This window comes from Labrys sp. HAY1-8F (assembly GCF_056754975.1).
The window spans coordinates 4674502-4692459 of sequence record NZ_JBPGWZ010000002.1; the positions used below are offsets into that span (position 1 = coordinate 4674502).

Annotated in this window: 14 protein-coding genes; 6 read left to right on the forward strand and 8 right to left on the reverse strand. The window is 65.1% G+C overall.

Annotated features, from left to right (window positions below):
• Positions 1-100: 100 nt before the first annotated feature.
• Positions 101-1252, forward strand: coding sequence for a Gfo/Idh/MocA family protein (locus ACR9ZN_RS30610; RefSeq protein ID WP_434955374.1), 1152 nt, complete (start codon positions 101-103; stop codon positions 1250-1252).
• 401 nt (positions 1253-1653) lie between these two features.
• On the opposite strand, the gene ACR9ZN_RS30615 is transcribed toward ACR9ZN_RS30610, so the two are convergent.
• Genes ACR9ZN_RS30615 through ACR9ZN_RS30625 form a run of 3 tightly spaced genes read right to left on the reverse strand, consistent with a single transcriptional unit; the run spans position 1654 to position 3878 of the window.
• A complete protein-coding gene (locus tag ACR9ZN_RS30615; protein ID WP_481274004.1) occupies positions 1654-2352 on the reverse strand; it encodes a TPM domain-containing protein in 699 nt (232 codons plus the stop codon).
• Position 2353: 1 nt separating this feature from the next.
• On the reverse strand, positions 2354-3262 hold the full coding sequence (locus tag ACR9ZN_RS30620; RefSeq protein WP_481274005.1) for a TPM domain-containing protein: 909 nt from the start codon (positions 3260-3262) through the stop codon (positions 2354-2356).
• Between the two features lie 13 nt (positions 3263-3275).
• On the reverse strand, positions 3276-3878 hold the full coding sequence (locus ACR9ZN_RS30625) for a LemA family protein (protein ID WP_434955377.1): 603 nt from the start codon (positions 3876-3878) through the stop codon (positions 3276-3278).
• A 187-nt stretch (positions 3879-4065) separates the two neighbouring features.
• Between ACR9ZN_RS30625 and ACR9ZN_RS30630 the strand changes: the two genes are divergently transcribed.
• Positions 4066-5226 (forward strand): S8 family peptidase, encoded by a 1161-nt coding sequence (locus tag ACR9ZN_RS30630; protein WP_454813128.1) that lies wholly within the window; start codon positions 4066-4068, stop codon positions 5224-5226.
• Between the two features lie 13 nt (positions 5227-5239).
• Here the strand turns inward: ACR9ZN_RS30630 and ACR9ZN_RS30635 are convergent, their stop codons facing one another.
• Positions 5240-6247, reverse strand: a complete 1008-nt coding sequence (locus ACR9ZN_RS30635) for a nodulation protein NodZ (RefSeq protein ID WP_454813129.1) — start codon at positions 6245-6247, stop codon at positions 5240-5242.
• A gap of 9 nt (positions 6248-6256) precedes the next feature.
• The gene (ppdK, locus tag ACR9ZN_RS30640) at positions 6257-8923 is read right to left on the reverse strand and encodes a pyruvate, phosphate dikinase (RefSeq protein ID WP_481274006.1); all 2667 of its coding nucleotides are present in this window, start codon (positions 8921-8923) and stop codon (positions 6257-6259) included.
• A gap of 410 nt (positions 8924-9333) precedes the next feature.
• On the opposite strand from ppdK, the gene acuI reads away from it, so the two are divergent.
• The 3 genes from acuI to ACR9ZN_RS30655 all read left to right on the forward strand — a co-directional run bounded on the left by acuI (position 9334) and on the right by ACR9ZN_RS30655 (position 12779).
• Positions 9334-10320 carry an acrylyl-CoA reductase (NADPH) gene (acuI, locus tag ACR9ZN_RS30645; protein ID WP_434955381.1) on the forward strand — a complete coding sequence of 329 codons (987 nt, stop codon included), beginning with the start codon at positions 9334-9336 and terminating at the stop codon, positions 10318-10320.
• Between the two features lie 234 nt (positions 10321-10554).
• Complete coding sequence (locus tag ACR9ZN_RS30650; RefSeq protein WP_481274007.1) at positions 10555-11454, forward strand: EamA family transporter; 900 nt, start codon at positions 10555-10557, stop codon at positions 11452-11454.
• Between the two features lie 167 nt (positions 11455-11621).
• Entirely contained in the window at positions 11622-12779 is a 1158-nt protein-coding gene (locus ACR9ZN_RS30655; protein ID WP_481274008.1) for an MFS transporter, read from the forward strand.
• 61 nt (positions 12780-12840) lie between these two features.
• Here ACR9ZN_RS30655 and ACR9ZN_RS30660 read toward each other — a convergent pair whose 3' ends face one another.
• The 3 genes from ACR9ZN_RS30660 to ACR9ZN_RS30670 all read right to left on the reverse strand — a co-directional run bounded on the left by ACR9ZN_RS30660 (position 12841) and on the right by ACR9ZN_RS30670 (position 17211).
• Complete coding sequence (locus ACR9ZN_RS30660) at positions 12841-13758, reverse strand: LysR family transcriptional regulator (protein ID WP_441772773.1); 918 nt, start codon at positions 13756-13758, stop codon at positions 12841-12843.
• A 365-nt stretch (positions 13759-14123) separates the two neighbouring features.
• A complete protein-coding gene (glyS, locus tag ACR9ZN_RS30665) occupies positions 14124-16229 on the reverse strand; it encodes a glycine--tRNA ligase subunit beta (RefSeq protein ID WP_481274009.1) in 2106 nt (701 codons plus the stop codon).
• An 82-nt stretch (positions 16230-16311) separates the two neighbouring features.
• Entirely contained in the window at positions 16312-17211 is a 900-nt protein-coding gene (locus ACR9ZN_RS30670) for a glycine--tRNA ligase subunit alpha (protein ID WP_481274409.1), read from the reverse strand.
• A gap of 240 nt (positions 17212-17451) precedes the next feature.
• Here ACR9ZN_RS30670 and ACR9ZN_RS30675 point away from each other — a divergent pair, with 240 nt between their 5' ends.
• Positions 17452-17865: a hypothetical protein gene (locus ACR9ZN_RS30675; protein WP_481274010.1), complete on the forward strand. Its 414-nt coding sequence runs from the start codon at positions 17452-17454 to the stop codon at positions 17863-17865.
• Positions 17866-17958 lie beyond the last annotated feature (93 nt).

A 17958-nucleotide genomic window follows, 5' to 3' on the forward strand; every position in this document is an offset into this window, starting at 1 on the left:
CCTCCAGGCTGTGGGAGACCTGTTCATGCCACCAATGGTCTGTTCAATCGGTCGTGGAAGATTTGTAGGAATTGTCTGAACAGTGATGGAGCAAGGTAGGATGAAGGTCGGCATTATCGGGCTCGGCTATCGCATGGGCTATCTCGCCCGCATCTTCAGCCTGATGGTGCCGGGCTTCACCGTGGTGGGCTATGTCGACCCGGCACCGGCGGGCCTGGGCTACATGAAGGAGCATGGCATCGAGGCGGGGCGGGTTCATGACAGCCCCGAGGCCTTGCTCACCGCCGAAAAGCTCGACCTTTTGATGGTCGGCTCCCCCAATGCGATGCATCTCGGCCATATCCAGGTTGGGCTTGAGCATGGCGTGAAGGTCTTCGCCGAAAAGCCGGTGGTGACCTCGCAGGAGGACACCTTCAAGCTGCTCGAACTCTTGCGCATCCACGGCACCGACAGCGTGATGGTCGGCCTGGTGCTGCGCTATGCCTCGCTCTATCGCGATCTCACCCGCATGCGGGACGAGGGCGTGCTGGGCGACATCGTCTCGATCGAGGCGTCCGAGCATCTGGCGCCCTATCACGGCGCCTTCTTCATGCGGGACTGGCGGCGCTACCAGCATTATTCCGGCGGCTTCATGCTGGAAAAATGCTGCCACGACATCGACCTCTACCAGGGCCTGGTCGGCTCTCGCCCGGTGCGGGTGGCAAGTTTTGGCGGCCGCCGCACCTTCCTGCCGGGCAATGCCCCGAATGCCCAGGGCATCAACGATCTCGAAGTCTATCATCGCAAGCCGAGCGGCTGGCTGAGTACGGACAAGGTGTTCGACTCCGATGCCGACATCATCGACTTCCAGGTGGCGATCGTCGAATTCGAGAACGGCGTCGCGCTCAACTTTCACACCAATATCAACGTTCCCGACCAGTTCCGGCGCTTCTGCGTGATCGGTTCGAAGGGCATGGCGGAAGGGGACTTCGTGCGCAATTACTTCCGGGTGCACGACGCCCGCACTTCGGAAAAGCTGGTCGACAAGACCTACGAGATGACGGAGCTTTCGGCCCATTACGGCGCGGACGAGCAGATGGCCGCCGATATTGGCAAGCATCTGATCGAAGGCGCTCCGCTGCCGGTCTCGGTGGTGGACGCGCTCGCGGCGGGCCTGACCGCCATCAAGATGGACGAGGCCCGAGCCAGCCGAGCCGTACTCGACCTCACCGACAGTTGGCGCCGCTTCGACGAGGCGCTGACCGGCGGGTAATACCGGGCCTTCGAAGAGCTATTTTCTGGGATCGCAGGCATCCTTGCCCATAGGCGCTAACTTTGCGGACAAAGGCGCAGGTTCTTACCCTCCCCTGGAGGGGGAGGGTCGTCACACAGTGTCGGGGTGGGGTGATTTCTTGGCAGAAAAAGCAGTCATATCAACGAAAAATTGCGCAATTTCACCCCACCCCGGCCTTCCAGGCCGACCCCAGGCCATTCCAAGAGGAATGGCCGATCCCTCCAGGGGAGGATAAGAAATTGGCGCTCGCCGGATTTAAGTCAGCGCTCGTGGGCATCCTTGACAGCTCTTCCCATTCATCCGCCGAATCGCTTCCAAGAGCAGGCAGAAATGCCTGTGATCCCAGGAAGAGTCGGCTTCAATCCGACCTGGTATGAGCCCTAAAGTTCCACCACGCGGTTCGGCAATTGGTTCCGCGGCTGGCTCTCGGGCGGGAAATGCTGTGCCAGCAGGCCCCCGCATTGGCCGATAGCGGCAATCAGGCCGTCGGCGAGACGCCCGGTCGCGGCAGCCTTGGTCAAGTCGGTGACCGTATCGTCCCAGACCTGTTGCTCGACCTTGGCATTGATGCCCTCGTCGGCGATCAGTGCGGCCTGCCGCTCGGCCATGGCGATGAAGATGAGGAGGCCGGTGCGGTCGGCGGTCTGCTGCAGGCCCTGGGCCAGGAATTGGCTGTGGGCCGTCAGCATCACCTTGTGGCGGCGCATGGGCGACGGCGCAAACCAGAGCCGCACGCGCCGCGGCCAGCTCAAGGCCGTCACCACCGTGAAGACGGCGATCTGGATCAGGCTGAGAGTGAGCAAGCCCTTCCTGAGGCCGGAAACCATGTCGACCTGGCTGAAATTGCCGCTGCTCCAGTCCGCTCCGAACGGCGAGGCGTGCAGCAACCCGGGTGCCAGCAGACCGATCAGGACCGGAGTAAGGAGCACCGCCACCGCGCCCAGGGTCACCGGAATCCAGCGATAGCTCGCCACGGCATGGCTGACGACGCAGTAGATCTCGCCGGACGTGTTCGCTTCCGCCGCGGTGATGGCCGCCGCAATGCGCCGGTGATCGTCTTGGGTCAGCACCCGGGTCATCTCACCAGCTCCCACTCGAACCGCCGCCGCCGAAGGAGCCGCCGCCGCCCGAAAAGCCGCCGCCGGACGATCCTCCCCCACCGCCCCAGCTCGAACCGCCGCCCCAGCCCGACGAGGTCGGGATGAAGATGGGGCCGGAGCCGCGCCGCCTGGCGCCCGGTCCACGGGGGCCACCGCGGAAGGTATCGATCCAGCCGGAGGCGATCACGAAGATAAAGAACAGGACGAAGAGAATCACGAAGACGGTTTGCGGGTCGAAGCCGTCGTCGCTGCGGGCACCATCCTTGGCCCGCTGCTTCCATTCGCTCTCATTGTTGAGCAGCACGTCCTCGATGGCGGCGACACCGGCCGTGATGCCGGCGGGCATGTCGCCGGCCTTGAATTGGGGCAGGATGGCCTGCTGGATGACCACGCTGGAGAGCGCGTCGGTCAGCGTGCCTTCCAGCCCATAGCCGACCTCGATGCGTACCTTGCGTTCAGTGGGGGCGACGATGAGCAGCACGCCATTGTTGAGCTTGCCCTGGCCGATGCCCCAATGACGGCCGAGCTGATAGCCGTAATCGGCGATTTCCAGGCCTTCCAGGCTCTTGAGGGTGACGACGACGAGTTGGTCGCTCGATTTGTCCTCCAGCGCTTTCAGGGACTGTTCGAGGCTGGCGCGCTCGCCGGCGGGAATGATGCCCGCCTGGTCGACCACACGATCCGTCAGCGCGGGAAAGTCGAGGGCGAGAGCCGGAGAGACGAGGAAGAGAAGCAGAAGGGCGAGCGCAGCAAAGAACGGTGTGCTGGTCTTCCCATCTCCATCGCGAGATGGAGCGGGACCGGCAGCAAAGACGGGACATGCCGGTCCGCCTCCATCTCGCGATGGAGATGAGAAGACCGGCACACCCAGGGATGCGCGTCCATTCATGCCGATTGCGGCCTCAGTTGAAGTTCACCTTGGGAGCCGCCTGGTTTTCCGGTGCGGCGCTGAAGGTCTCCATCGGCTTGGTGCCGCTGTAGAAGATCGCCTTGTAGATGCTCTGCGGGAAGGTGCGCAGGTCGGTGTTGAAGACCCGGACCGCCTCGATATAGTCCTTGCGCGCCACGGCGATGCGGTTCTCGGTGCCTTCGAGCTGCGATTGCAGCGACAGGAAGTTCTGGTTCGATTTCAGGTCCGGATAGGCTTCCCGCAAGGCGATCAGGCGGCCGAGAGCACCGGACAGGCCCTGCTGAGCCTCCTGGAACTGCTTGAACTTGTCGGGATCGGTGATCGTGCTGGCATCGATCTTCACGCTCGTCGCCTTGGCGCGGGCCTCGACCACTTCGGTCAGCACCTTTTCTTCCTGCTTGGCATAGCCCTTCACGGTTTCGACCAGGTTGGGCACCAGATCGGCGCGGCGCTGATACTGGTTCTGCACTTCGCTCCAGGCGGCCTTGGCCTTTTCCTCGTCGGTGGGAATGGTGTTGATGCCGCCGCTGACCACCAGCCCGACGACAACCACGATGACGGCAATGATCGCAAGAATTCGTGCCAGTCCCGACATGCTAGGGCCCCCTTTGTCGCGCCGACGATGAGCCGGCCATCATGTCCTTATATCGACGCGACCGGCAGGGGCAAAGCATCCCGAAAAACAGCCCACAGGCCCGTCGGGCGTTATCACGGCGTGATAACGCCCGCTGTTGCATGAGAAGAGCCGGAACGTTCGGCACGACGGCAGGCAGGGGGAAGTCATGAGATCCTATGTCATTCTGCGTCGACCCAAGGCGGACGCGCCCGGTCGGATGGGGCTTGAGAGGCTCCAGCCCAAGCCGCCGGAAATCACGGTCGAGAACCTGCCCGACCATGCACTGCCCGAGCTGGATGCCGATCCCGATACCTCCTATGCCGAGAACATGCCGACGGCGCTGATCGAGCCTCTCGACAGCCCCGCACCGGCAGTGGCCGGCGCGGATTGGGGGATCGCGGCTGTCGGCGCCGATGCCAGCCCCTTTACCGGCGCCGGGGTCACGGTTGCCGTGCTCGATACCGGCATCGATGCGGCCCATCCGGCCTTTGCCGGCGTGACACTGGTCGAGAAGGATTTCACCGGCAGCGGCAATGGCGACGTCAAGGGTCATGGCACCCACTGCGCCGGCACCATTTTTGGCCGCGACGTCGGCGGCCAGCGTATCGGCATTGCGCGCGGTGTCGGCAAGGCCCTGATCGGCAAGGTGCTCCGCAATGATGGCAAGGGCGATTCCGGCATGATCTTCGAAGCCCTGCAATGGGCTCTGAGCGAGAAGGCCGACATCGTCTCCATGTCGCTCGGCTTCGATTTCCCGGGCCTGGTGAAAAACTTGACCTCGGAGGGCTGGGACATCGAACCGGCCACCTCGATGGCACTGGTCGGCTATCGCAGCAATCTGCGCATGCTCGACACCCTCATGGCCATGCTCAAGGCCCATGGCGCCCTCGGCACCTCGCCGCTGGTGGTGGCGGCGGCGGGCAATGAGAGCAAGCGGGCGGCCGTGACGCCCTATCGCATCGCCGCATCCCTGCCGGCCGCGGCCGATGGCGTGATCGCGGTGGCTGCGATCGGGCGGGACGCCGACACCTACAAGGTGGCGCCCTTTTCCAACATGCTGGCGACAGTGGCGGCACCCGGGGTCGACATCACCTCGGCCTGGCCTGGCGGCGGCCTTCATACCATCAGCGGCACCAGCATGGCCTGCCCGCATGTCTCGGGCGTGGCCGCCTTGTGGTGGCAGGCGCTCGAGCAGAAGGGCATCAGCGCCAGTGCCGCCAGCGTCGGCGCCCGTATTCTCGCCAGCGCCCGCCGGAACGTGTTCCCCGCGGATGTCCCCGAGGTCGATATCGGCCAGGGCTTGGTCACGGCACCGCCGGCAAACTGACGGCAGCGCTCGCTCAGACGAGGAGGGCGGGAGACAGCGGATCCGCCCGATCGAAGGGCTGCTGCAAGGCTCCGACCGTCGCCGGGGCGGCGCCTGGCCTCGCCTGGGTGATCGCCGCGTAGAAGGAAAAGAAGCTTCCGGCGGGGTAGCGGATCAGGGCATCGCAGCGGGCCAGCAGCAGCATTTCCACCAGGGCGTCCTCGAAGCCTGCCGCGGCGGCGCCGGGCGCGTGCAGTTCCCCAGCGGCGGGCGGGCGATAGGTCTTGGGACGGCAGATCACGCCGGGTACCTGGGCCCTGAAAGCGGTCTCCACCTCGACGCTGTCGGTGCAGAGCAGTACCGGGGCCTCGTGGCCGAGCCTGGCGCGAGCGGCCTCGACGGCCCGCCGGCAGCGCTGGAGGGCGGCGTCGAAGGAATGCCAGGAAGGCGCGTGCCCCATGATGTCGCCGCCATTGCCATGGCGCATGTGCAGGCCGATCACCGGCGCTTGTGGAAGCTGGGTTCGCCGGAAATCCTCGACCGCTGCGGCGATGGCGGGCAGGGGACGCAGGGCTGCGAGACAGGCATGCGCGTCGGCGAAGGGGAAATGCTCGCTCGACAGGCAAGCATGGAAGGCGACCGTCGCGGCTGGAAAATCCTCGCCGACCAGGATCGCGGCCACCGCCTTGTCCCGTTCCTCGGGATAGGAATCGGTCGGCATCAGCCAGGGCATGGCCAGCATGCCCGGCTGTTCCCAGGCAGGCGGATAGGCCGGCCGGGGCAGATCGGCGGTATCGAGCTCGTCGCCGGTGAGCAGCGGCACGCCGGCAAGCGTGGGCCCGGCTTCAAAGCAGTGGGTAAAAAGGTTGCCGGCGCCCGGCGCATAGCGGGCGTGGCGCCAGTCGACCACCAGCGTGCGCGCGCTCAGACGCGCGAAACGCCAGGCTGCGCAGAGGCAGACGAGCCGGTCGCCCAATCCCGTCTTGCGCAGCGACAGGGCATAGCGACCGGCATCAGGACGGGCCGAGACGGGATCCGGCACGTTTCCCGTCTATTTCCTGGCCTCGAGCGCGGCCTGTGCGGCCGCCAGTCTGGCGATCGGCACGCGGAAGGGCGAGCAGGAGACATAGTCGAGCCCGGTGCGCTCGCAAAAGGCGATCGAGGCCGGGTCGCCGCCATGCTCGCCGCAGATGCCGAGCTTGAGATTGGGCCGCTGCTTGCGGCCACGTTCGACGCCGATCTCCACCAGCGCGCCGACACCCTCCTGGTCGATCGAGACGAAGGGATCGATGGCGAAGATGCCCTTCTGCACATAGGTGCCGAGGAAGGAGGCCGCGTCGTCGCGCGAGATGCCAATCGTGGTCTGCGTCAGGTCGTTGGTGCCGAAGGAGAAGAATTCGGCGCTTTCGGCGATCTCGCCAGCACGGATGGCCGCGCGCGGCAGCTCGATCATGGTGCCGACCTGATAGACCAGCTTGACGCCCTTCTCCTTTTCCACCGCCTGCGCCATGGCATCGATGCGCGCCTTGACGAGGTCGAGTTCGGCCCGGGTCGCCACCAGCGGCACCATGATCTCAGGCGTCACCGGCTGGCCGGTCGAGGCGGCAGCTTCGACCGCCGCCTCGAAGATGGCACGCGCCTGCATCTCGGCGATTTCCGGGAAGGCGATCGCCAGGCGGCAGCCGCGGAAGCCGAGCATCGGGTTGAACTCGTGCAGTTCCTGGGCGCGGGCCCTGAGCTTGGCGGCCGAGGCTCCCATCGCGGCCGCGACTTCGGCGACCTCGTCTTCCGAATGCGGCAGGAACTCGTGCAGCGGCGGGTCGAGCAGACGGATGGTGACCGGCAGGCCCGACATGATCTCGAAGAGCTGGCGGAAATCCTCGCGCTGCATCGGCAGGAGCTTGGCGAGGGCGGCGCGCCGGCCCTTCTCGTCGTCGGCCAGGATCATCTCGCGCATGGAGACGATGCGGCCCTCGTCGAAGAACATGTGCTCGGTGCGGCACAGGCCAATGCCCTCGGCCCCGAAGCTGCGCGCCTGGCGGGCATCGGCCGGGGTTTCGGCATTGGTGCGTACCTTCATGCGCCTGACACCGTCGGCCCAGATCATCAGCTCGGCGAACTCGCCGGAGAGCTCGGGCTGTACCATGGCGATCTTGCCGGCCAGCACCTGTCCCGTCGAGCCGTCAATGGTGATGACGTCGCCCTTCTTGTAGGTCTTGCCACCAGCCACCAGCGTGCCGGTGGCGGTGTCGACGCGGATGCTGCCCGCGCCGGAGACGCAGGGCTTGCCCCAGCCGCGGGCCACCACGGCGGCGTGCGAAGTCATGCCACCGAGACGGGTGAGGATGCCGGAAGCGGCCAGCATGCCCTTGATGTCCTCCGGGCTGGTTTCCTGGCGCACCAGGATGACGGTCTTGCCGGCTGCCTTGCCGGCTTCGGCCTCGTCGGAGGTGAAGACGATCTCGCCGGAGGCCGCGCCAGGGGAGGCTGGCAGGCCGCGCGCGATCTCGATGCGTTCGGCCTTGGGGTCGATGGTGGGGTGGAGAAGCTGGTCGAGGGCGCCCGGGTCGATGCGGCCGACGGCCTCTTCCTGCGTGATCAGGCCTTCCTTGGCCATTTCAACCGCGATGCGCAGCGAGGCCTTGGCCGTGCGCTTGCCGGAACGCGTCTGCAGCATCCACAGCTTGTTGTCCTCGACCGTGAACTCGATGTCCTGCATGTCGCGGTAGTGCTTCTCGAGCACCTTGGTGATGCCGACGAATTCGGCGAAAGCAGCGGGCATCGCCTCTTCCATCGAGGGCTTGTTCGAGGCGCCTGCCTGCGCGGCGGCCTTGGAGATCGGCTGCGGCGTGCGGATGCCGGCCACCACGTCCTCGCCCTGGGCGTTGATCAGGAACTCGCCATAGAGTGCGTGTTCGCCGGTGGACGGGTTGCGGGTGAAGGCGACGCCGGTGGCTGAGGTATCACCGCGATTGCCGAACACCATGGCCTGCACATTGACGGCCGTGCCCCATTCGGCGGGGATGGCGTGCAGCGAGCGATAGGTGATGGCGCGCGCGTTCATCCAGGAAGCGAAGACAGCGCCGACAGCGCCCCAGAGCTGTTCCTGCGGATCCTCGGGGAAGGGCTTGCCGAGCTCTTCGAGCACCAGAGCCTTGTATTGGCCGACCAGTATCTTCCAGTCCGCGGCCTGGAGGTCGGTGTCGAGCACATAGCCCTTGCGCTCCTTATAGGTGTCGAGGATCTCCTCGAAATGGCCGTGGTCGACGCCGAGCACCACGTCCGAGAACATGGTGATGAAGCGCCGGTAGGAATCCCAGGCGAAGCGTTCATTGTTGGAGGCCGCCGCCACCGCAGCGACCGTGGTGTCGTTGAGGCCGAGATTGAGCACCGTATCCATCATGCCCGGCATCGAGGCGCGCGCGCCCGAGCGCACCGAGACCAGCAGCGGATTCTCGGCATCGCCGAAGGCCTTGCCGGTGATGCGGCCGATCTCGGCCAGGGCCGTTTCGACCTGGCCCTTCAGCTCCGGCGGGTAGCTGCGGTCATTGGCGTAATAATAGGTGCAGACTTCGGTGGTGACGGTGAAGCCGGGCGGCACCGGCAGGCCCAGATTCGACATCTCCGCCAGGTTGGCGCCCTTGCCGCCCAGCAGGTTCTTCATGCTCTGTTCGCCTTCGGCCTTGCCGTCGCCGAACCCATACACCCACTTCGTCATTGCACTTCCTCAGTGATTTCGGATTGGCCGATTGCGCCGGCACGTATTTGGCGCAGAGCCTTTCCACAGCCGGCCGATAAATTCAATTCTTCAAACGTCTAAATCGATAGGTTGGACGGATAACAAAATGTGTCAGAGTGTAATAATTGCGCGTGATCCCGCTTTTGTCTGAAGAACGGGCACGTCTAGAGCGCGATATGTCGGATTAATCGAGCCGAATCGTTGAAGATGGCGGGGAGACAGTATCAGGGACCGCTGTCTTCCGGCCGGCCTTTCCTCTCCAACCAGGGTTGCGTTTCCAGGAGCCGGCTGGAAGCCAGCGGTCCCAGCAAGGCTCTGCGGCCATTTTTCCCCTTGCCTTAACCGGCCCGGGCCTCGAAAACGCCAGTATACCAATTGCAGGAGCGTGCATGTCGACTTTCAAGGCTCTCGTCGTCACCAAGCCCGATAGCGGCTATGCCTGCAACTTCGCCGAGTTCGACGAGCGCGATCTCATGGACGGCGATGTCACAGTGCGCGTCACCCACTCGACCGTCAACTACAAGGATGGCCTCGCCATTACCGGCAAGGGACCGGTGGTACGGCGCTTTCCGATGATTCCGGGGGTCGATTTCGCCGGCGAGGTGATCGCCACTTCCAGCAAGGACTGGGATCCCGGCGACCATGTCATCCTCAATGGCTGGGGCGTGGGCGAGACCCATCTCGGCGGTTATGCCGAGCGGGCCCGCGTCAAGGGTGAGTGGCTGGTACGGGTGCCCTATGGCATGACCCATGCGCAGGCGATGGCTGTTGGCACCGCCGGCTACACCGCCATGCTCAGCCTGATGGCGCTGGAGGCTCATGCCATCACGCCTTCGCGCGGGCCGGTGCTGGTGACCGGGGCTGCCGGCGGCGTGGGTTCCACGGCAGTCGCTTTGCTGGCTCGGGCCGGCTACAGTGTGATTGCCTCCACCGGGCGGCCTGAAGAAGCCGACTATCTCAAGAATCTCGGTGCCGCCGAGGTGATCGATCGTGCCGAGCTGACCGGGCCCGCGCGCCCCCTCGGGAAGGAGCGCTTTGCCGGCGCGGTCGATACGGTCGGCTCGCTCACCCTCGCCAATGTGCTGTCGCAGATCAAATATGGCGGCGCCGTCGCCGCCTGCGGCCTTGCCGGCGGGGCCGACCTGCCGTCCAGCGTGATGCCCTTCATCCTGCGCGGGGTCTCGCTGCTCGGCATCGATTCGGTGCAATGCCCCCAGGTCGTCCGCCAGGAGGCCTGGCGCCGCCTCGCCAACGAACTCGACCGCGACAAGCTCGATGCGATGACGAGTTCGATCCCCTTCGACGAGGTCCGCGAAACCGCCGCCAACATTCTGGAAGGCAAGGTGCGCGGCCGGGTCGTGGTGGAGATCGGCTGACGGTTCGGCAAAGGTCCGATGCGGTATAGCTTGCACGACCTTTGTCATTGCCGGGCTTGACCCGGCAACCCAGCTTCAGGCGCCGAACCGCTGGATGCCCGGGTCGAGGCCCGGGCATGACAAAAAGCTGCGTTTCTTTCTTAAGCAAACCGCAGGGGGACCGGGCCGGCTGGGCCCCTCCGTTTGCAGGGCGCCTCCTCAGTGGGCGTTCCTCTTCCTCATGCCAAGGCTGCCATGCGCAAGGATCTTATTCTGGGCATCGTCCTCGTGCTGATCGGGGCCTCCTGCTATGGGCTGCAATCGACCTGCGTGAAGCTCGCCTACGGCCAGGGCTATTCGCCGGGCGAGGTCATCGGCACGCAGTTCGTCATCGGGGCCATCGCCCTCGGCCTGATCAAGCTGGCCAGCCAGATGCGGCCGTCAAGATCAGGCGCAATGCCGGTGCGTTGGTCCGATCGGCTCAAATTGATCGCCGGCGGTGCCAGCATCGGCTTCACCGGCTCATTCTATTACCTGTCGGTTGCCTATACCTCGGTCTCGGCCGCGATCGTGCTGTTGATGCAGAGCGTGTGGATGGGCGTGGCGCTCGATGCCGTACTGACCCGGTCCTGGCCGTCGCCGATCAAGCTGGCATCATCCGCATTGGTGCTGCTCGGCACCGTGCTGGCAACCAATCTCCTCCGGGATACAGACCATCTGAGTGTCCTCGGCATCACCTTTGGCCTGATGGCGGCCGTGAGCTATACGGCCGTGATCTGGTGCTCCAATCACGTGGCCGTCCATGTCGACGTGATCAGCCGGAGCTTCCTGATGGTGTTCGGTGGCGCGGTGGTCGCGGTGCTCATCGCGCTGCCGCAACTCTCGGTACGGTTCGATCCGAGCATCATCTGGGGCTGGGGCCTCGTCATCGCCCTGTTCGGCACGGTGCTGCCGCCCTTCCTGTTCAACAAGGGTATTCCAGCCACCGGCGTCGGCCTTGCGGCGATGCTCTCCTCCGTGGAGCTGCCGGTGGCGGTCGTCATGGCCGGCCTGATGCTGCACGAGGCCTTCCTGCCCTCGCAATGGGCCGGTGTCGGCATCATTCTCGGCGCGATCGGGTTGGCCAATGTCGGCGCTGGACGGGCGGCAGCTTGATGCCGCCTAGCCGGACGATTGTTCCAATGGTGCCGATTTCCTGCTATTCAGGGCTTTAAAGGGATAACCGAAGCGCTGCCTCGAAACCCGACATCCTTGGCCTCACCAGGCGGATCGTCGGAACCATCCCGATCCCGGACGTGAGGTCTCATGATCGGGAAGACCAGATGGATCGCCGCGTCCTACTCCTCGTACTCGCTACTTTCGTCACCGGCACCGCCGAGAACATCGTCATCGGCATCCTGCCCGACATTGCCGGCGGGCTCGGTGTTTCCATCGGCCTTGCCGGCCAGCTCACGGCAGTCTTTTCGATCACGTTTGCGCTCGCAGCTCCTGCCGCCCTGCTGTTGACCGCGCGTTTGGAGCGCAAGGCCGCCTTTGTCGCGGCCCTCGCGGCCTTCGTCCTTTGCAACCTCCTCGCCGCAGCCAGCCCCGGCTACGGCGTGTTGTTCGTCGCCCGCGTCGGCATGGCGGCGGCGAGCGCCACCATCGCCCTGCTGGCGACCATGCTGGCCACCGAACTCGTCGACGAGAGCATGAAAGGCCGGGCGATCGGCGTGATCTTCATGGGGGTCAGCGGCTCACTGGTGCTCGGTGTGCCGATCGGCATGCTCGTCTGCTCGCTGGCGGGTTGGCGCAGCGTGTTCCTGGCGCTCGCCGCCCTGGCGGTCGTCGTCCTGATCGTCTGCCGCCTGAAGCTGCCCGATGTCGGGGCCCGCCGGCAGGGCACGCCCGATTACCTCGTCCATTTGCGATCGCGCCCCCTGGTCTGCGCACAGCTGGTGTCGATCCTGATGATCTCCGGCCATTTCGTGCTGTTTGCCTATCTGGCTCCCTATCTCGGTGGTGTTCTCGGCATCGCCGGAACCGGGATCGTGCTGGCCTTCATCGCTTTCGGCGTTGCCGGTGTGTCGGGTGGCTATCTCGGCGGCCTCACCGCCGACAAGCTCACGCCGCGCCGGGCGATCGTGCTGGTGCCGCTGGGCTATCTCACAGCGCTCATGCTGATCCCGCTCGCGGCCGGCACGAGCCTGTCCTTCTTTCCGGTGATGATGGTCTGGGCCTGCCTGAGCTGGATGATCTCGCCAGCGGTGCAGAGCTTCCTGATCGCGATGGGGCCGGATACCGCCGAAGCGGGGGTGAGCCTCAATCTTTCCGCCATGCATATCGGCGTCGGCCTCGGCACGGCCCTGGGCGGCGTCGCGGTGGAACGGGTGCCGATCAGCTCTCTGCCGGGCATCGGCGCGATCCTGGCCGCCATGGCCTTGATGATGGCAATGCTGGCCTATCGGGGCGCAGGCAGGCGGGCAGGGCTGGCGGTGTAGCGGGAGAGCGAATAACCCTCCGGCTTTACGGGTGAAGCGGCGAACGAGCCGGGGCGGATGCTCAGGATTCCCCGGTTCCCTCCAGCACGGGCCTCAGCTTCGTCAGCGCTTCCCAGCCATGGTCCATGAAGGCGCGGACCTTGGCCGAGTGCTTGAGATCGGGATGGGTCAGGAGCCATAGGCCGGCGCCGACACCCGGCAGTGGCTCTGACAGGCGCGGCAGCGGCAGGGTATCGCCGATATAACAGGGCAGCAGGCCGACCCCGAACCCCGAACGCAGGGCCTCGGCGACGCCGACAATGGTGTTGAGGCGCATGATGATGCGCTCGTTCGGCACTTCGCGTTCCACCCAGCGCGCCGGTGGAATGTTGGAAAGCCCTTCGCCGGTGGCGATCCAGCGCTCGGCGAAAAGGTCGGTGAGTTCGGCTCCCTTCAGCCGCTCCGGGCCGTAAATGGCCCAGGCAATAGTGCAGACCCGCCGGCCGACCAGCGTGTCCGGCGGCGCGGAGGTGGCACGGATCGCCACATCGGCGTCCCGCTTGGACAGGTTCAGCGGCAGGTTGGAGACCACGACGTCGAGGCGGATGTCGGGAAAGCTGGTCAGGAAACTGGTGAAAACAGGCATCGTCAGGTGGGCCATGATGCTGTCATTGGTGGTGACGCGCAGTTCCCCCGACGGCTTGACGTCCCGTCCCGCAACGCGGCGCTCGAAGCCGCTGATGTCGTCGGCAATGCGGCCGGCGAGGGCCACCATCTCCTCACCGGCCGCGGTGAGGGCGTAGCCGCTGCGCCCTCGCTCGAACAGGCGTGCACCGAGCAATTCCTCGACGGCATTGATGCGGCGAAATACGGTGGAATGATTGACCCCGAGCGCGATTGCCGCACCCACCAGGGATTTTGTCTCCGCCACGGCGCGGACATAACGATAATCATCCCAATTGGGGGATGGACGCTGTAGGGCGGAGTCAGAAACGGTCATACAGGCGCCCCTGGCGACAAGAAACGCGGATCCAGCGAAGGCTTTCTATTGTTAGCACCGGTGAGCAACGGTGCAAGATCGACTTGCTGGCGGCAATTCGGTCCGTGTTTTCATAGCAAGCATATTCGTCATTGCGAGCGCAGCGAAGCAATCCAGTCTTCGCAAGATCGTGGGCTATGGCCCCTGGATTGCTTCGCTGCGCTCGCAATGACGGGTCGATTCGGCTTGTGGGTGCCCGGTACGAGAGCAAAGCGCGTTTAGCCGGAAACGCTTGTTTGCTCTCGCTCTTTGGTTCCAAGCCAATCCTACGGATTGGCTTGAGCGTCTTTGCGATTCTTGGCGATTTCGCCAAATCGTAAAACGCTTCAGCCCTCGATGCGCGAGAAGTCGGCGACGCTGCGGGTTGCGGTCCGGATCTCCTCGAGCAGCTTCAGGCGGTTGAGACGCAGAGCGGCATCCTCGGCATTGACCAGGATCTTGTCGAAGAAGGCGTCGACGGGCCGGCGCAACTGCGCGAGGGCCGTCATGGCGCCTTCATAGTCCTCGGTGGCAATGGCGGCAGCGACAGCCTGCTTGGCCGTCTGCAAGGCCATCTGCAGGGCTTTCTCCTCCGGCTCGGTGAGGAGAGAAGCGTCCGCACCGCCGGAATAGGCGCCGGTGCCGTCCTTCTTCTCCTCGATGCGCAGGATGTTGGCGGCGCGCTTGGCGCCAGCCAGCAGTGCCTTGCCGTCCTCGTTGCCGAGAAAGCGGCCAAGAGCCTCGACCCGGCGGACGATGAGCAGGAGATCGTCCTGCCCGCCCAGGCCGAACACCGCGTCGACGAGGTCGTGGCGTGCGCCCTGTTCGCGCAACTGCACCTTCAGGCGATCGGCGAAGAAGGCCAGGAGATCGCCGGCGATGTCATTGCTCTTGGCGAAGGGCGCCTGGGCGATGACAGCCAGAAGAGGCAGGCGCAGCTCGTTGTCGAGGACCAGGCGGATGACGCCGAGAGCGGCCCGGCGCAGCGCATAAGGGTCCTTGCTGCCGGTCGGCTTCTCGTCGATGGTCCAGAAGCCGACCAGCGTGTCGAGCTTGTCGGCGAGCGCCACGGCGACCGCAACCGGATCGGTCGGCGCACTGTCGCCGGCGCCCTTGGGACGGTAGTGATCCTCGAGCGCGGCGGCGATGGCGGCGTCCTCGCCCTGGGCGGTGGCATAATAGCGGCCCATCAACCCCTGCAATTCGGGGAATTCCCCGACCATTTCAGTGGCGAGATCCGCTTTTGCCAGCTTTGAGGCGCGTTCGGCCTTGGCTGGATCCGCGCCGACGGCTGGCGCCAGCGCCTTGGCCAGGGCGGCGATGCGATCGATGCGCTGGCCCTGCGTGCCGAGCTTCTCGTGGAACACCACGTTCGAGGCGATGATCTTGGCGAGGCGCTGGTCGAGCGGCTTGCCTTCTTCCTCATAGCCGGGCAGCGGCCTCTGGTCGGTCTCCCAGAAGAATTTGGCGTCGGACAGGCGCGCGCGGATGACGCGCTCATTGCCGGCGACGATGGCCTCGCCGCCATCGACAGCCTCGATATTGGCGATCAGGATGAAGCGGTTGGCCAGGCGCCCCGTCTTGGGATCACGCACCACGAAGCATTTCTGGTTGGCGCGGATGGTAGCCTGGATTGCTTCATCCGGCACGGAGAGGAAGCTCTCCTCAAAGGAGCCCATCAGCACCACCGGCCATTCCACCAGGCCGGCGGCTTCATGCAGCACCGCATCGTCCTCGACCAGTTCCAGCCCCTGGGCGAAAGCGAGGTTGCGGGCGTCGGTGAGGATGATGTCGCGCCGGCGGGCCGGATCGAGCACCACCTTGGCGGCCTCCAGCTTGGCGACATAATCTTCGAAGCGCCTGATCTGGATGGTGCCCGGCGCCATGAAGCGGTGGCCCTTGGTGGTGTCGCCGACGGCGACGCCCTCGATCTCGAAGCGCACCACCTCCGGGTCCTCGGTCTCGGGACCGAAGGTGCAGATGATGGAATGCAGCGGGCGCACCCAGCGCAAGCTTCCCGACCCCCAGCGCATCGATTTGGGCCAGGGAAAGCTACGCACGACTTCCGGCACGATCTCGGCGATGAGTTCGGGCACGGCGCGGCCGGCTTTCTCCACCACCGCGACGTAGAACTCACCCTTCTTCGGATCGCTCTCGATGCGTGCCTGATCGAGCGAGGCGAGACCGGCGGCCTTCAGGAAGCCCTGGATCGCCCCGTCGGGGGCGCCGATCCGGGGACCCTTGCGTTCCTCGCGTGTATCGGGCTGGCGGATCGGCAGGCCGTGCACGGTCAGCGCCAGGCGGCGCGGCGTGGCATAGGCCGAGGCGCCCTCATAGACGACGCCGCGCTCGACGAGCGCATCCGTCACCATTTTCTTGAGGTCTTCAGCCGCCTTGGCCTGCATGCGGGCGGGGATTTCCTCGGAGAAGAGTTCGAGCAGAAGGTCGGGCATGGGATCGGTTTCGAAGTTGGGCGACCCGGAAGGTCGAATGAAGGAGGCGAGGACGTGTCGGGCAAGGGAGAGTTGGGGAGAGCTAGGCTCCACCTGCCTCGGTCCTGACCCAGGCCTCGCCGCAGGCCTTGGCGAGCTCGCGCACGCGCAGGATGTAGCTCTGGCGCTCGGTCACCGAGATGGCGCCGCGGGCATCGAGCAGGTTGAAGCGGTGGCTCGCCTTGATGCACTGGTCATAGGCGGGCAAAGCGAGCTGATGCCGCTCGCCTTTGTCGCCGGCCGCGAGCAGGGCCTTGCACTCCTTTTCGGCATCGGCGAAGTGCTGCTTGAGCATCTCGATGTCGGCATGCTCGAAATTATGCCGCGAATATTCCTGCTCGGCTTGCAGGAAGACGTCGCCATAGGTCACCTTCTCGGCGCCGTCGCGGCCGTTGAAGTTGAGGTCGTAGACGTTCTCGACGCCCTGGACATACATGGCCAGGCGCTCGAGGCCGTAGGTCAGTTCCCCGGAGACGGGACTACACTCTTGACCAGCCACGATTTGGAAATAGGTGAACTGCGACACTTCCATGCCGTCGCACCAGCATTCCCAGCCCAAACCCGATGCACCGAGGGTGGGGCTTTCCCAGTCGTCCTCGACGAAGCGGATGTCGTGCAGCAAGGGATCGACGCCGATGGCGGCGAGCGAGCCGAGATAGAGGTCCTGCAGATCCGGCGGCGACGGCTTGAGGATGACCTGGAACTGGTAGTAATGCTGCAGGCGATTGGGGTTTTCGCCATAGCGGCCGTCCTTGGGGCGGCGCGAGGGCTGGACATAGGCGGCATTCCAGGCCTTGGGGCCGAGCGAGCGCAGCGTGGTGGCCGGATGGAAGGTACCCGCACCCACTTCCATGTCGTAGGGCTGCAGCACGACACAGCCATGATCGGCCCAGTAGCGCTGGAGGGTCAGGATCAGGCCCTGGAACGAGCGTTCGGGGCGCATATAAGCGGGGGTAGCGTCGGCCATCTCGGTTCTCGAAAGTAATAAGCCGTGCCGGGGAGGGTGTTTCCGCCGGTACAGACGTCAGCCCGACCCTTAGAGCAAGATCGACACTGGGGAAACCTGTTTGTGCAGCGCGCGATCCTGTGCCTGTCCGCACAGCTGCCGGGAAGCTCTCATGAGACAAGGGATGCAACGGGACACATCAACCGATCCCGTACAACCAAATCCCAGGAGAGTAATATGTCCAGGCAATCCCTTCTTCGTACCGGTCTCATCGCAGCCTTGATCTTCGGCTCGGTGGCCGGCTCCATCATCACCTCCTTTGCCGCATCCACCGGCCCCGGTGCGGGCGGCAACGGTGGGAACGGCGGCGGTCGCGGCGCCAGCGCGGGTCCTTCCGGTGGTGGCGGTGGCGGTGGCGGTGGTGGCATCTCGCCCGAGGCCCGCTTGATCATCGCGAACCCGCCGCCCTGCCGCACCCACGCCTGCAATCCGCCGCCGCGCCCGCCCGTGGTTCGCATCCAGACCAAATTCGTCGATCAGACGCGCTGCACCAATGTCTGGCGCCAGGTGGTGCTGGATGACGGCAGCGTCATCGAGGACCGCACGATGCCGATGCGCAAGCATTGCCGGGTCATCCGCAATTTCGATTGATCGAGCGTCCCAAAACAAAGAAGCAGGTTCGCAAGAACCTGCTTCGACGCGTCTGATAGGCTTGGCGTTAAGAGCGGCCGCACATAGGTATGT

Coding starts and splice junctions, on each gene's coding strand:
- ACR9ZN_RS30610 (WP_434955374.1), top strand. CDS start 101: ATGAAGGTCGGCATTATCGGGCTCGGCTATCGCATGGGCTATCTCGCC.
- ACR9ZN_RS30615 (WP_481274004.1), bottom strand. CDS start 2,352: ATGACCCGGGTGCTGACCCAAGACGATCACCGGCGCATTGCGGCGGCC.
- ACR9ZN_RS30620 (WP_481274005.1), bottom strand. CDS start 3,262: ATGAATGGACGCGCATCCCTGGGTGTGCCGGTCTTCTCATCTCCATCG.
- ACR9ZN_RS30625 (WP_434955377.1), bottom strand. CDS start 3,878: ATGTCGGGACTGGCACGAATTCTTGCGATCATTGCCGTCATCGTGGTT.
- ACR9ZN_RS30630 (WP_454813128.1), top strand. CDS start 4,066: ATGAGATCCTATGTCATTCTGCGTCGACCCAAGGCGGACGCGCCCGGT.
- ppdK (WP_481274006.1), bottom strand. CDS start 8,923: ATGACGAAGTGGGTGTATGGGTTCGGCGACGGCAAGGCCGAAGGCGAA.
- acuI (WP_434955381.1), top strand. CDS start 9,334: ATGTCGACTTTCAAGGCTCTCGTCGTCACCAAGCCCGATAGCGGCTAT.
- ACR9ZN_RS30650 (WP_481274007.1), top strand. CDS start 10,555: ATGCGCAAGGATCTTATTCTGGGCATCGTCCTCGTGCTGATCGGGGCC.
- ACR9ZN_RS30655 (WP_481274008.1), top strand. CDS start 11,622: ATGGATCGCCGCGTCCTACTCCTCGTACTCGCTACTTTCGTCACCGGC.
- ACR9ZN_RS30660 (WP_441772773.1), bottom strand. CDS start 13,758: ATGACCGTTTCTGACTCCGCCCTACAGCGTCCATCCCCCAATTGGGAT.
- glyS (WP_481274009.1), bottom strand. CDS start 16,229: ATGCCCGACCTTCTGCTCGAACTCTTCTCCGAGGAAATCCCCGCCCGC.
- ACR9ZN_RS30670 (WP_481274409.1), bottom strand. CDS start 17,211: ATGCGCCCCGAACGCTCGTTCCAGGGCCTGATCCTGACCCTCCAGCGC.
- ACR9ZN_RS30675 (WP_481274010.1), top strand. CDS start 17,452: ATGTCCAGGCAATCCCTTCTTCGTACCGGTCTCATCGCAGCCTTGATC.